This is a genomic window from Streptomyces sp. NPDC054840 (assembly GCF_053611065.1).
The window spans coordinates 1-12,276 of record NZ_JBSGZP010000166.1; the positions used below are offsets into that span (position 1 = coordinate 1).

A 12,276-nucleotide genomic window follows, 5' to 3' on the forward strand; every position below is an offset into this window, starting at 1 on the left:
GCGGGAGACCGATCGGGGATCAGGCACCCATCGCGTGCAGGCCGCCGTCCACGTGGACGATCTCGCCGGTGGTCTTCGGGAACCAGTCGGACAGCAGGGCCACGACGCCCTTGCCCGTCGGCTCCGGGTCGCTCATGTCCCACGCCAGCATGGAGCGGGTGTTCCAGACCTCCGCCAGCTCGCCGAAGCCCGGGATGGACTTCGCGGCCATCGAGCCGATCGGACCGGCCGAGACCAGGTTGCAGCGGATGTTCTCCTTGCCCAGGTCACGGGCGAGGTAGCGGCTGGTGGCCTCCAGGGCCGCCTTGGCCGGGCCCATCCAGTCGTACTGCGGCCAGGCGAACTGCGCGTCGAAGGTGAGGCCGACGATGGCCGCGCCCTCCGCCGGGAACAGCGGCTTGCAGGCCATGGCCAGCGACTTCAGCGAGAACGCCGAGACGTGCATGGCGGTGGCCACCGACTCGAACGGCGTGTTCAGGAAGTTGCCGCCGAGGGCGTCCTGCGGCGCGAAGCCGATGGAGTGGACGACGCCGTCGAGGCCGCCGAGCTCGTCGCGGACGAGGCCCTCCAGGCGGGCCAGGTGCTCGTCGTTGGTGACGTCGAGCTCGATCACCTTGACCGGCTTCGGCAGCTTCTTCGCGATGCGCTCGGTCAGCGAGGGCCGCGGCCACGCCGTGAGGATGACCTCGGCGCCCTGCTCCTGGGCCAGCCGGGCCGTGTGGAAGGCGATGGAGGACTCCATCAGCACACCCGTGATGAGGATGCGCTTGCCCTCGAGAATTCCGCTCATGGTGATCAGTGACCCATGCCCAATCCGCCGTCAACGGGAATGACGGCTCCGGTGATGTACGCGGCGTCGTCGGACGCCAGGAAGCGGACGGCTGCCGCGATCTCCTCGGGCTGCGCGTAACGGCCGAGCGGAACCTGGCCCACGATGCCCGCGCGCTGCTCGTCGGTGAGCACCTTCGTCATGTCGGTGTCCACGAAACCCGGGGCGACGACGTTGAAGGTGATGTTGCGGGAACCCAGCTCGCGGGCGAGGGAGCGGGCGAAGCCCACCAGCGCGGCCTTCGAGGCGGCGTAGTTGGCCTGGCCGGCCGAGCCCAGGAGGCCGACGACGGAGGAGATCAGGACGACGCGGCCCTTCTTGGCCCGGAGCATGCCCCGGTTCGCGCGCTTGACCACACGGAACGTGCCGGTGAGGTTGGTGTCGAGGACGGACGTGAAGTCCTCCTCGGACATGCGCATCAGCAGCGTGTCCTTGGTGATGCCGGCGTTGGCCACGAGCACCTCGACCGCGCCGTGCGCGTCCTCGATCTCCTTGTAGGCCTGCTCCACCTGCTCGGAGTCGGTGATGTCGCACCGCACCGCCAGGACACCGAGCGAGGTGAGCGCCTCCGGCGGCTCACCCGACCGGTACGTGATCGCGACCTTGTCGCCGGCCTCCGCGAAGGCTTGGGCGATGGCGAGGCCGATGCCCCGGTTTCCTCCGGTGACGAGAACCGAGCGGCTCAACGGATCACCCTTTCGCTAGCGGTCTGAATACCGAAAACCTATAGGTCGCACCGCTCGTACGGAGAATCGACCCCCGACAGGGCCTTGCGACCGGCTCTGTCGAATCCCTACAGAAAGATGTAGGCACAAGCGCCCTGATCGCGACATGATCGGGGCGACCGGCTCCGACCACGGGAGGACTTCCGTGCCCCATTCCATCGACGCGGCCTTCACCGCGCTGCCCCTGCGGGCGCTCGCCGACGCGGCGCTCGCCCGGGCCCGCGCGCTGGGCGCCGAGCATGCCGACTTCCGGCTGGAGAGGATCCGCAGCGCCTCCTGGCGCCTGCGGGACGCCAAGCCTTCCGGTGGTTCCGACACCACCGATCTCGGGTACGCGGTCCGGGTCGTGCACGGGGGCAGCTGGGGATTCGCCTCCGGTGTGGACCTGACCATGGACGCCGCCGCCAAGGTGGCCTCGCAGGCCGTGGCCATGGCGAAGCTGTCCGCCCAGGTGATCAAGGCCGCGGGTTCCGACGAGCGGGTGGAGCTCGCCGACGAGCCGGTGCACGCCGACCGGACATGGATCTCCGCGTACGACGTGAACCCGTTCGAGGTGCCGGATGCGGAGAAGGCGGCGCTGCTCGCCGACTGGAGCTCGCGCATGCTGGCGGCCGACGGGGTGGCCCACGTGGACGCCTCGCTGCTCGCCGTCCACGAGAACAAGTTCTACGCCGACACCGCGGGCACCTCGACCACGCAGCAGCGGGTCCGGATCCACCCGCAGCTCACCGCGGTCGCCGTGAACGGCACGACCGGCGAGTTCGACTCGATGCGCACCATCGCCCCCCCGGCCGGCCGCGGCTGGGAGTACCTGACCGGTACCGGCTGGGACTGGAACTCCGAGCTGGAGCAGATCCCCGGCCTGCTCGCCGAGAAGATGCGGGCGCCGAGCGTCGAGGCCGGGCGCTACGACCTGGTGGTGGACCCGTCCAACCTGTGGCTCACCATCCACGAGTCCATCGGCCACGCCACCGAGCTGGACCGGGCGCTGGGCTACGAGGCGGCGTACGCGGGAACCTCCTTCGCCACCTTCGACCAGCTGGGCAAGCTCAGGTACGGCTCCCCGATCATGAACGTGACCGGCGACCGCACCGCCGAGCACGGGCTGGCCACCGTCGGCTTCGACGACGAGGGCGTCCAGGCGCAGAGCTGGGACCTGGTCAAGGACGGCACCCTGGTCGGCTACCAGCTGGACCGGCGGATCGCGAAGCTGACCGGCCTCGGGCGCTCCAACGGCTGCGCCTTCGCCGACTCCCCCGGGCACGTGCCCGTCCAGCGGATGGCGAACGTCTCCCTCCAGCCGGATCCGGGCGGGCTCTCGACCGAGGACCTGATCGGCGGGGTGGAGCGCGGGATCTACGTGGTCGGCGACCGCTCCTGGTCGATCGACATGCAGCGCTACAACTTCCAGTTCACCGGGCAGCGCTTCTTCCGGATCGAGAACGGCAAGCTGGCCGGGCAGCTGCGCGATGTCGCGTACCAGGCCACCACCACCGACTTCTGGGGCTCGATGGAGAAGGTCGGCGGCCCGCAGACCTACGTCCTGGGCGGCGCCTTCAACTGCGGCAAGGCCCAGCCGGGCCAGGTGGCGTCGGTCTCGCACGGCTGCCCGTCCGCGCTGTTCCGCGACGTGAACATCCTGAACACCACGCTGGAGGCCGGGCGATGAGCTCGATTCGCATCACCAAGCCCCACGAGATCGTCGAGCGGGCGCTGGAGCTGTCCACCACCGACGGCTGCGTCGTCATCGCCGACGAGGAGTCGAGCGCCAATCTGCGGTGGGCGGGCAACGCCCTCACGACGAACGGTGTGACCCGCGGCCGGACCCTGACGGTCATCGCCACGGTCGACGGCAAGGAGGGCACGGCCTCGGGGGTCGTCTCGCGCTCCGCCGTGACCGCGGACGACCTGGAGCCGCTGGTCCGGGCCGCCGAGGCGGCCGCCCGCGGGGCGGGCCCCGCCGAGGACGCCCAGCAGCTGATCACCGGGACCCCGGCCTCGCCCGACTTCACCGACGCCCCGGCCGAGACGAGCTCGGCGGTCTTCGCGGACTTCGCCCCGGCCCTCGGCGAGGCCTTCGCCCGGGCCCGCGAGGGCGGCCGGGAGCTGTACGGCTTCGCCCACCACGAGCTGGTCTCCACGTACGTCGGCACCTCGACGGGCCTGCGGCTGCGCCACGACCAGCCGAACGGCACCCTGGAACTCAACGCGAAGTCCCCGGACCGGCAGCGCTCCGCCTGGGCGGGCCGCTCCACCCGGGACTTCAAGGACGTGGACCCGACCGTGCTGGACGCGGAGCTGGCTGTGCGCCTCGGCTGGGCGGAGCGGAAGATCGACCTCCCCGCGGGCCGGTACGAGACCCTGCTGCCACCGACCGCCGTGGCGGACCTGCTGATCTACCAGATGTGGTCGGCGGCGGCCCGGGACGCGGTGGAGGGCCGTACGGTCTTCGCCAAGCCCGGTGGCGGCACCCGGCTCGGCGAGAAGCTGTCGGATCTGCCGCTCTCCCTGCGCAGCGACCCGAACGCACCGGGCCTGGAGTGCGCGCCGTTCGTGATCGCGCACAGCTCCGGTGACGACGCCTCGGTGTTCGACAACGGTCTGCCGGTCCCGGCGACGGAGTGGATCGCGGACGGTCACCTGAACCGGCTGAGCACGACCCGGCACACGGCGGGCCTGACCGGGATGCAGCTCTCCCCCGGCTTCGGGAACCTGATCCTGGACGCGGGTGGCGAGAAGTCGCTGGAGGAGATGGTCGCGGCCACCGAGCGGGGTCTGCTGCTGACCTGCCTCTGGTACATCCGCGAGGTGGACCCGGCGACGCTGCTGCTCACGGGCCTGACCCGGGACGGCGTCTACCTGGTGGAGGACGGGCAGGTGGTCGGCGAGGTCAACAACTTCCGGTTCAACGAGTCCCCGGTGGACCTGCTGTCGCGGGCCTCGGAGGCCGGCCGGACCGAGAAGACCCTGCCGCGCGAATGGAGCGACTGGTTCACGCGCGCCGCGATGCCGGCGCTGCGTATCCCCGACTTCAACATGAGTTCGGTGAGCAAGGGCGTCTGACCACCTAGAATGTGCGGGTAGACCCCTCATCCACATCCCTACTCACTCCATCTCTCAAGGAGAGTCACGACCGTGACTGACATCGTCGACGAACTGAAGTGGCGCGGGCTCTTCGCCCAGTCCACCGACGAAGAAGCGCTGCGCAAGGCCTTCGCGGACGGTCCGGTCACCTTCTATTGCGGCTTCGACCCGACCGCGGCCTCGCTGCACGTGGGGCACCTGGTCCAGGTGCTCACCGTGCGCCGGCTCCAGCAGGCCGGTAACCGGCCGCTGGCGCTGGTCGGAGGGGCCACGGGGCAGATCGGCGACCCGCGACCGACGGCCGAACGGACCCTGAACGACCCGGAGACCGTCGCGAACTGGGTGAACCGGCTGCGCACCCAGATCGAGCCGTTCCTGTCCTTCGAGGGCGAGAACGCGGCGCTCATGGTGAACAACCTGGACTGGACGGCGGGCCTGTCCGCCATCGAGTTCCTGCGGGACATCGGCAAGCACTTCCGCGTCAACAAGATGCTGACGAAGGACTCGGTCGCCAAGCGGCTCGACTCCGACCAGGGCATCAGCTACACCGAGTTCAGCTACCAGCTGCTCCAGGGCATGGACTTCCTGGAGCTGTACCGGCGCTACGGCTGCGTGCTCCAGCAGGGCGGCTCGGACCAGTGGGGCAACCTGACGGCCGGACTCGACCTGATCCACCGGGTCGAGCCGGGTGCGGTCGTGCACGCGCTGGCGACGCCGCTGATGGTCAAGGCGGACGGCACCAAGTTCGGCAAGTCCGAGAGCGGGGCCGTGTGGCTCGATCCGGAGATGACCACGCCGTACGCGTTCTACCAGTTCTGGCTGAACGTGGACGACCGGGACATCTCCACCTACATGCGGATCCTGTCCTTCAAGTCCCGTGAGGAGCTGGAGACACTGGAGGCGCAGACCGCCGAGCGGCCGCAGGCGCGCGCCGCCCAGCGGGCGCTGGCCGAGGAGCTGACGACGCTCGTGCACGGCGCCGGCCAGTGCGCCGCCGTGATCGCCGCGTCGAAGGCGCTGTTCGGTCAGGGTGACCTGGCGGAGCTGGACGAGGCCACGCTGGCCGCGGCCCTGTCCGAGCTGCCGCACGCCCAGGTGACGGAGCCCGGCCTCGTGGTGGACATGCTCGCGGAGACCGGCCTGGTCGCGAGCAAGTCGGCCGGCCGCCGGACCGTGAAGGAGGGCGGCGCCTACGTGAACAACGCGAAGGTCACCGCCGAGGACGCGGTCCCCGCCAAGGAGGACCTGCTGCACGGGCGCTGGCTGGTGCTGCGCCGGGGCAAGAAGAACCTGGCCGCGGTGGAGGTCACCGGCGCCTGACGCGTCGTAAAACGCGGGGCGCACCGCGGAGCACGGCGGAGGGGCCGGTTCGGACGCTTGGTCCGACCGGCCCCTTCGTCATGACCCGCGGTGCGTCAGGTCGTCCGCCGTTTGCCCTTGACCGCTGTGTACGCCATCTCGCCGAGCGCGACGATGACGACCGCCCCGACGATCTGCAGCAGGTGCCGGGTCCAGTCGATGCCCCTGGTCTCGCCGACACCGATCCATGTGGCCACCGCGTTGCCGAGGACGGCGCCGGCGATACCGAAGAGGGTGGTCAGCCACAGGGGCTGGTGCTGCTTGCCCGGCAGGATGGCCTTGGCCAACAGCCCCAGCACGAACCCGACGATGATCGCCCACAACCAACCCATGTCCGGCCTCCTCCTGGCGCGTGGTGCGCACGTGGGCCCAGTCTCGGCCTGTCCGGCATACGACGCATTTCGAACAGTGCCGTACGGGGGTCCCCCTCTCCTCCCGGCGCGGAGACGGGCGTACCGTGGGAGGGTCCGGGCCGGGAGCGCCCGGCGGGCGATCGGGTGGTGGAGCATGGAGCGGACGAAGCGGCAGAAGCGGAACGGGGCCGAGGTCTTCCGGATCACCGGCGCGCGGATGGGTCTCGACGAGGACGTACGTGGCCGCCAGCGCCGGTACGTGATCTCGATGGGCATCAGGACCCTGTCGGTCATCGCGACCGTGCTGTTGTGGAACGTGCAGCGCCCGGTGGCGATCGTGACGCTGGTGGTCGGCGCCCTGCTCCCCTACATCGCCGTGGTCATCGCCAACGCCGGGCGGGAGTCGACGCCCTCGCTGCCGTCGCACTTCATTCCGGCCCCCGTGCGGCCGGCGCTGGACGCGGGGAACCTCAAGAAAAGCTCAGATCAATCGTGAAGTTCCTGTGCACTCCACCGGGTCCTGCGTGACATACTGCTCACGCGCTCCGCATCCCCCGTCGGAGCGACGGACCGACGCCGGGCAGCTCCCCCCGTGGCTGCTCGGCGTCGCCATTCCGTTCTAATGTGGGGCCGTGACTTCCTCCAACGCCTCCGGCCCCGACGAGAATCCCACCTGCTCCGCCAAGGGCTGCCGTGACGCGGCCGTGTGGGTCCTGGCGTGGAACAACCCGACGCTGCACACGCCGGAGCGGCGCAAGACCTGGCTGGCGTGCGAGGAGCACCGCGAACACCTCTCCCAGTTCCTGGGGGTCCGCGGTTTCCTCAAGGACGTCGTGAAGCTGGACGAGTGGGTACAGCCCGAGGGCTCGGACCGCCCCCGCTGACCGCGCCCCCGTCCCGGGTCAGCCGCCGATCGCGGACATCGGCCGGTCGGGCTGCAGGAAGGACGGGTCGTCGAGACCGGACCCGGCCTTCTTGCCCCACATCGCGACCTTCCACAGCCGGGCGATCTCCTCGTCCGGGGCGCCCGAGCGCAGGGCCGCGCGCAGGTCCGACTCCTCGGTGGCGAAGAGGCACGTACGCACCTGGCCGTCGGCCGTGAGCCGGGTACGGTCGCAGGCGCCGCAGAACGGCCGGGTGACCGAGGCGATGACTCCGACGGTGGCGGGGCCGCCGTCGACCACCCAGCGCTCGGCCGGGGCGGAGCCACGCTCTACGGCGCCCTCCTCGGTGAGCGTGAAGCGGGTGCGCAGGGACGCAAGGATGTCCCCCGCGGTGATCATGCCGTCGCGCTTCCAGCCGTGCTGGGCGTCGAGCGGCATCTGCTCGATGAAGCGGAGCTCGTACGCGTTCTCCACGGCCCAGGCCAGCAGGTCGGGGGCCTCGTCGTCGTTGAGGCCGGGCATGAGTACGGCGTTGACCTTCACGGGGGTGAGGCCGGCCTCGCGGGCGGCGGCCATGCCCTCGATGACGTCCTTGTGCCGGTCGCGGCGGGTGAGGGTCTTGAAGACCTCGGGCCGCAGGGTGTCCAGGGACACGTTCACCCGGTCCAGCCCGGCGGCCTTCAGGGCCTGCGCGGTGCGCTTGAGACCGATGCCGTTGGTGGTGAGCGACATCTGGGGGCGGGGCTCCAAGGCCGCGCAGCGCTCGACTATCCCGACCAGGCCGGGCCGCAGCAGCGGCTCGCCGCCGGTGAAGCGGACCTCGGTGATCCCCAGCTGCGTGACGGCGATGCGGATGAGCCGGACGATCTCGTCGTCGCTGAGCAGGTCCGACTTGCCGAGCCACTGCAGCCCCTCTTCGGGCATGCAGTAGGTGCAGCGCAGATTGCACCGGTCGGTCAGTGAGACGCGCAGGTCGGTGGCCACGCGGCCGTAGGTGTCGAGAAGCACTGTGGGCCTCCTCCCTGTCCGGAAGTAGAGGGTACGCGCGGGTTTTGGATCTACTTCACGCGTTCTATTTCGAGACTACGTGACGGGTGTGTCGTCGAGAGGTCCCCAAATGAACGAGACGTGACGTGGCCGCGTCGTACGGATCTACGACACGGCCACGCTGGGTGTTCGGATGGTGTCAGTGTGCCCCACTTCCGGTGAGGGAGCGCACCTCCAGCTCGGCGAACTTCTGGGGGTCGGCCTTCTCCTTGGAGAGGACGGTTCCCAGCCAGCCCAGCAGGAAGCCGAGGGGGATCGAGATGATCCCCGGGTTCTCCAGCGGGAACCAGAAGAAGTCCGCGTCCTTGAACATCGAGGTGGGCTTTCCGGACACGACCGGGGAGAACAGCACGAGACCGACGGCCGAGATCAGTCCGCCGTAGATGGACCAGAGCGCGCCCTGGGTGGTGAAGCGCTTCCAGAAGAGGCTGTAGAGGATCGTCGGCAGGTTCGCGGAGGCGGCGACCGCGAAGGCGAGCGCGACCAGACCGGCCACGTTCAGGTCGCGGGCCAGCGCGCCCAGGCCGATGGCCACGGCTCCGATGACGACGGTGGACCAGCGGGCCGCGCGCATCTCCTCCTTCTCGGTGGCCTTGCCCTTGCGGATGACGTTCGCGTACAGGTCGTGCGCGAAGGACGAGGAGGAGGCGAGGGTGAGGCCCGCGACGACGGCCAGGATGGTGGCGAAGGCGACCGCGGAGATCACGGCGAGCAGGATGGCGCCGCCGGTGGAGTCGGCGCCCCCGCCGACGGCCTGGGCGAGCAGGGGGGCGGCGGTGTTGCCCGCTTTGTTGGACTTGATGATCTCGTCGCGGTCGAGCAGCGCCGCGGCGCCGAAGCCGAGGGCGATCGTCATCAGGTAGAAGCCGCCGATGATGCCGATGGCCCACAGGACGGACTTCCGGGCGGCCTGCGCCGTGGGCACCGTGTAGAAGCGGATCAGGATGTGCGGCAGGCCGGCGGTGCCGAGGACGAGGGCGAGGCCGAGTGAGATGAAGTCCAGCTTGGAGGTCGAGTCCTTGCCGTACTTGAGGCCGGGTTCGAGGAACTTCGCCCCCTGTCCGCTGTTCTCGGCGGCCTTGCCGAGCAGGTCGGAGACGTTGAAGTTGAACTTCACCAGCACCAGGAAGGTGATCAGCAGGGCACCCGCGATCAGCAGCACCGCCTTGATCATCTGGACCCAGGTGGTGCCCTTCATGCCTCCGATGGTCACGTAGACGATCATCAGTACGCCGACCAGCGCGACGACGGCCACCTTGCCGCCGTCACTGGTGATGCCCAGGAGCAGCGAGACGAGCACGCCGGCGCCGGCCATCTGGGCGAGCAGGTAGAAGATCGAGACCACGATGGTGGAGGTACCGGCGGCGGTACGGACGGGCCTCTGGCGCATCCGGTACGCGAGGACGTCGCCCATCGTGTAGCGGCCGGAGTTGCGCAGCGGCTCGGCGACGAGCAGCAGGGCGACCAGCCAGGCGACGAGGAAGCCGATGGAGTAGAGGAAGCCGTCGTAGCCGAAGAGGGCGATGGCTCCGGCGATGCCGAGGAAGGACGCGGCCGACATGTAGTCGCCGGAGATGGCGAGGCCGTTCTGGAAGCCGGTGAACTGGCGGCCGCCCGCGTAGAAGTCGGCGGCGCCCTTGGTCTGGCGGCCGGCCCAGACGGTGATGATCAGGGTGGCGACGACGAACAGCCCGAACAGGGTGATGATCAGCGGGCGGTGCTCGGTGGCTCCCGCCGCGACCGTCGTCAGGTGGTGCGTACCGCTCATTCGGCGGCCTCCACCCGTGCCTTGATGGCCTCGGCCCTGGGGTCGAGCTTCGCGGCCGCGTGCCGCGCGTAGAGCCAGGCGATCAGGAAGGTCGTCGCGAACTGGGCGAGGCCGAGCACGAGGGCGACGTTGATGTTGCCGAAGAGCTTGGTCCCCATGAAGCCGCCCGCGTAGTTGGACAGCAGGACGTAGAGCAGGTACCAGGCGATGAAGGCCACGGTGAGCGGGAAGGCGAAGGAGCGGTAGGAGCTGCGCAGTTCGCCGAACTCCGCGCTCTGCTGGACGCTCGTGTAGTCATCGGCCGCGGGGGCCGCCGGTGGCGTTCCCGCGCTGCCCGGCGGCGGCGCTGCTTCGGTGGTCACGGGGGGCTCTCCTTGTGACGCGGGTGCGGTGGGGACAACGGACAAAACAACCTCCGTGTGGGGGGACGGTGGTGCCGATCCCCCCTGCCAACGGCACGTACGGCGCGGCGGGACGGTTCAACACCCGGTGATTCCTGGAGAACTGATTTCTCGAACTGATGGCGTAGAGACGAACGGCGACGCTAGGTTCACCTGTCATGAACCCGTCCGACGCGACCGCGTCCGGGCGGCTCTTTCGAAAATGATCTGGAGAACCCATGGATCAGCTGGGGTCGCGTGCGCCCAAGAAGCGCAGCCGTGCTCTCGCCGTACCGGTCGGCCTGGCGCTCACCGCCTCGCTCGCCTTCCTGCCCGCGGTCTCGGCCTCGGCCGCCGCGCAAGGCAACACGGCCGACGCGGCGACGGCCTCGCCGGCCGACACCTCCGGCCCCAAGCTGTCGTACGTGGCCAACATGAACGCGTACGCCACGATGCAGGCGGCGAAGAAGGCCGTCGAGCGGGCCGGCGGCACGGTGGTGACGGCCTATGAGCAGATAGGTGTCGTGGTCGCACACTCCCAGAACCCGGACTTCGCCAAGCAGCTGCGTGCCCAGCGCGGGCTGTTCGTGTCGGTCGGCGCCACCCGGACGGCCCCGATGTCGGCGGCGCGGACCACCGAGGAGGGTGCGACCCAGCAGCTGAGCGCGTCGGACGCCGCCAAGGCGACGGCAGCGGCCCAGGAGGGTCAGGAGCCGCTGGAGCCCAACCAGTGGGACCTGCGGACGATCAAGGCCGACGAGGCTCACAAGATCAACGATGGCAGCCAGGACGTCACCGTGGGCATCATCGACACGGGTGTCGACGACACCCACCCCGATCTCGCCCCGAACTTCTCCAAGGGCCAGTCGGCCAACTGTGTGGGCGGCGTCGCCGACACCACCGAGGGCGCCTGGCGCCCGTACGCCGACGGCAGCGACCACGGCACGCACGTCGCCGGCACCATCGGGGCCGCGCGCAACGGCATCGGCGTCAGCGGTGTCGCACCGGGCGTGAAGATCGCAGCGATCAAGGTGAGCGAGCCCGGTACCAGCCTCTTCTACACCGAGGCGGTCGTCTGCGGCTTCATGTTCGCCGCCGAGAAGGGGATCGAGGTGACCAACAACAGCTACTACGTCGACCCGTGGCTCTTCAACTGCAAGTCCGACGACGACCAGAAGGCGCTGGTGGAGGCCATCGGCCGGGCCACCAAGTACGCCGAGCGCAAGGGCACGCTCCACATCGCCTCGGCCGGCAACTCCGACCAGGACCTTGCGGCCGACTCCCTCGTCGACGACTCCAGTCCGAACGACACCACCCCGGTGCCGCGCACCATCGACCCGAAGGTCTGCCTGGACCTGCCCACGCAGCTGCCGGGCGTGGTCACCGTCTCCGCGACCGGCGACAAGGGCCTGCGCTCGTACTACTCCAGCTACGGTCTCGGGGTCGTGGACGTCGCCGCCCCCGGCGGTGACAAGTGGCAGGTACCGGACACCCCGGACGCCAACGGGCGCGTGCTGTCAACCGTCCCGGGCGGGCTCTACGGCTACAAGCAGGGCACCTCGATGGCCGCCCCGCACGTCGCGGGCGTCGCGGCGCTCCTCAAGAGCGCCCACCCGTCGGCCACGCCCTCGCAGCTCCAGGCGATGCTGAAGGCCCAGTCCACGAAGGCGGTCTGCCCGGCGCAGATATACAACGCCGCGGGCACCCTGATCGACGCCACCACCTGCGAGAGCAAGTGGGGTCAGACGGGCTACTACGGCTACGGCGTGATCGACGCGCTCAAGGCCGTGAAGTAGGACCGGTCGCCGCGAGGCGGACAGGACGGACGGGCCGGGCGGGGATCACCC

At 69.8% G+C, this 12,276-nt stretch carries 12 protein-coding genes; 6 read left to right on the forward strand and 6 right to left on the reverse strand.

Features of this window, described 5'->3' with window-relative positions:
* Window positions 1–19: 19 nt before the first annotated feature.
* Both fabI and fabG read right to left on the reverse strand, forming a co-directional pair.
* The gene (gene fabI, locus ACWGIU_RS14775; protein ID WP_453705808.1) at window positions 20–790 is read right to left on the reverse strand and encodes an enoyl-ACP reductase FabI; all 771 of its coding nucleotides are present in this window, start codon (window positions 788–790) and stop codon (window positions 20–22) included.
* A 5-nt stretch (window positions 791–795) separates the two neighbouring features.
* The gene (gene fabG / locus ACWGIU_RS14780; protein WP_030016879.1) at window positions 796–1,515 is read right to left on the reverse strand and encodes a 3-oxoacyl-[acyl-carrier-protein] reductase; all 720 of its coding nucleotides are present in this window, start codon (window positions 1,513–1,515) and stop codon (window positions 796–798) included.
* A 145-nt stretch (window positions 1,516–1,660) separates the two neighbouring features.
* On the opposite strand from fabG, the gene ACWGIU_RS14785 reads away from it, so the two are divergent.
* The 3 genes from ACWGIU_RS14785 to tyrS all read left to right on the forward strand — a co-directional run bounded on the left by ACWGIU_RS14785 (window position 1,661) and on the right by tyrS (window position 5,958).
* Window positions 1,661–3,223 carry a TldD/PmbA family protein gene (locus ACWGIU_RS14785; RefSeq protein ID WP_453705810.1) on the forward strand — a complete coding sequence of 521 codons (1,563 nt, stop codon included), beginning with the start codon at window positions 1,661–1,663 and terminating at the stop codon, window positions 3,221–3,223.
* Window positions 3,220–4,617, forward strand: coding sequence for a metallopeptidase TldD-related protein (locus tag ACWGIU_RS14790; RefSeq protein ID WP_453705812.1), 1,398 nt, complete (start codon window positions 3,220–3,222; stop codon window positions 4,615–4,617). Before ACWGIU_RS14785 ends, ACWGIU_RS14790 begins: the two co-directional genes overlap by 4 nt.
* 72 nt (window positions 4,618–4,689) lie before the next feature.
* Window positions 4,690–5,958 carry a tyrosine--tRNA ligase gene (tyrS, locus tag ACWGIU_RS14795; protein WP_453705814.1) on the forward strand — a complete coding sequence of 423 codons (1,269 nt, stop codon included), beginning with the start codon at window positions 4,690–4,692 and terminating at the stop codon, window positions 5,956–5,958.
* A gap of 95 nt (window positions 5,959–6,053) precedes the next feature.
* On the opposite strand, the gene ACWGIU_RS14800 is transcribed toward tyrS, so the two are convergent.
* The gene (locus tag ACWGIU_RS14800) at window positions 6,054–6,329 is read right to left on the reverse strand and encodes a GlsB/YeaQ/YmgE family stress response membrane protein (RefSeq protein WP_453705816.1); all 276 of its coding nucleotides are present in this window, start codon (window positions 6,327–6,329) and stop codon (window positions 6,054–6,056) included.
* 175 nt (window positions 6,330–6,504) lie between these two features.
* Here ACWGIU_RS14800 and ACWGIU_RS14805 point away from each other — a divergent pair, with 175 nt between their 5' ends.
* Window positions 6,505–6,846 (forward strand): DUF3099 domain-containing protein, encoded by a 342-nt coding sequence (locus tag ACWGIU_RS14805; protein ID WP_453705818.1) that lies wholly within the window; start codon window positions 6,505–6,507, stop codon window positions 6,844–6,846.
* 136 nt (window positions 6,847–6,982) lie between these two features.
* The gene (locus ACWGIU_RS14810) at window positions 6,983–7,234 is read left to right on the forward strand and encodes a hypothetical protein (RefSeq protein ID WP_453705820.1); all 252 of its coding nucleotides are present in this window, start codon (window positions 6,983–6,985) and stop codon (window positions 7,232–7,234) included.
* An 18-nt stretch (window positions 7,235–7,252) separates the two neighbouring features.
* Here ACWGIU_RS14810 and moaA read toward each other — a convergent pair whose 3' ends face one another.
* From moaA to ACWGIU_RS14825, 3 genes are all read right to left on the reverse strand, one after another.
* A complete protein-coding gene (gene moaA, locus ACWGIU_RS14815) occupies window positions 7,253–8,242 on the reverse strand; it encodes a GTP 3',8-cyclase MoaA (protein ID WP_453705822.1) in 990 nt (329 codons plus the stop codon).
* Between the two features lie 178 nt (window positions 8,243–8,420).
* Entirely contained in the window at window positions 8,421–10,049 is a 1,629-nt protein-coding gene (locus ACWGIU_RS14820) for a solute symporter family protein (protein ID WP_453705824.1), read from the reverse strand.
* Entirely contained in the window at window positions 10,046–10,411 is a 366-nt protein-coding gene (locus tag ACWGIU_RS14825; protein ID WP_453705826.1) for a DUF485 domain-containing protein, read from the reverse strand. Before ACWGIU_RS14825 ends, ACWGIU_RS14820 begins: the two co-directional genes overlap by 4 nt.
* Window positions 10,412–10,668: 257 nt before the next feature.
* Between ACWGIU_RS14825 and ACWGIU_RS14830 the strand changes: the two genes are divergently transcribed.
* On the forward strand, window positions 10,669–12,225 hold the full coding sequence (locus ACWGIU_RS14830) for a S8 family serine peptidase (protein WP_453705828.1): 1,557 nt from the start codon (window positions 10,669–10,671) through the stop codon (window positions 12,223–12,225).
* The last annotated feature ends 51 nt before the right edge of the window (window positions 12,226–12,276 follow it).

Excerpts from the sequence above, each read along its gene's own strand:
- fabI (WP_453705808.1), bottom strand. The coding sequence starts at position 790 with ATGAGCGGAATTCTCGAGGGCAAGCGCATCCTCATCACGGGTGTGCTG.
- ACWGIU_RS14785 (WP_453705810.1), top strand. The coding sequence starts at position 1,661 with ATGATCGGGGCGACCGGCTCCGACCACGGGAGGACTTCCGTGCCCCAT.
- ACWGIU_RS14790 (WP_453705812.1), top strand. The coding sequence starts at position 3,220 with ATGAGCTCGATTCGCATCACCAAGCCCCACGAGATCGTCGAGCGGGCG.
- ACWGIU_RS14800 (WP_453705816.1), bottom strand. The coding sequence starts at position 6,329 with ATGGGTTGGTTGTGGGCGATCATCGTCGGGTTCGTGCTGGGGCTGTTG.
- ACWGIU_RS14805 (WP_453705818.1), top strand. The coding sequence starts at position 6,505 with ATGGAGCGGACGAAGCGGCAGAAGCGGAACGGGGCCGAGGTCTTCCGG.
- ACWGIU_RS14820 (WP_453705824.1), bottom strand. The coding sequence starts at position 10,049 with ATGAGCGGTACGCACCACCTGACGACGGTCGCGGCGGGAGCCACCGAG.
- ACWGIU_RS14830 (WP_453705828.1), top strand. The coding sequence starts at position 10,669 with ATGGATCAGCTGGGGTCGCGTGCGCCCAAGAAGCGCAGCCGTGCTCTC.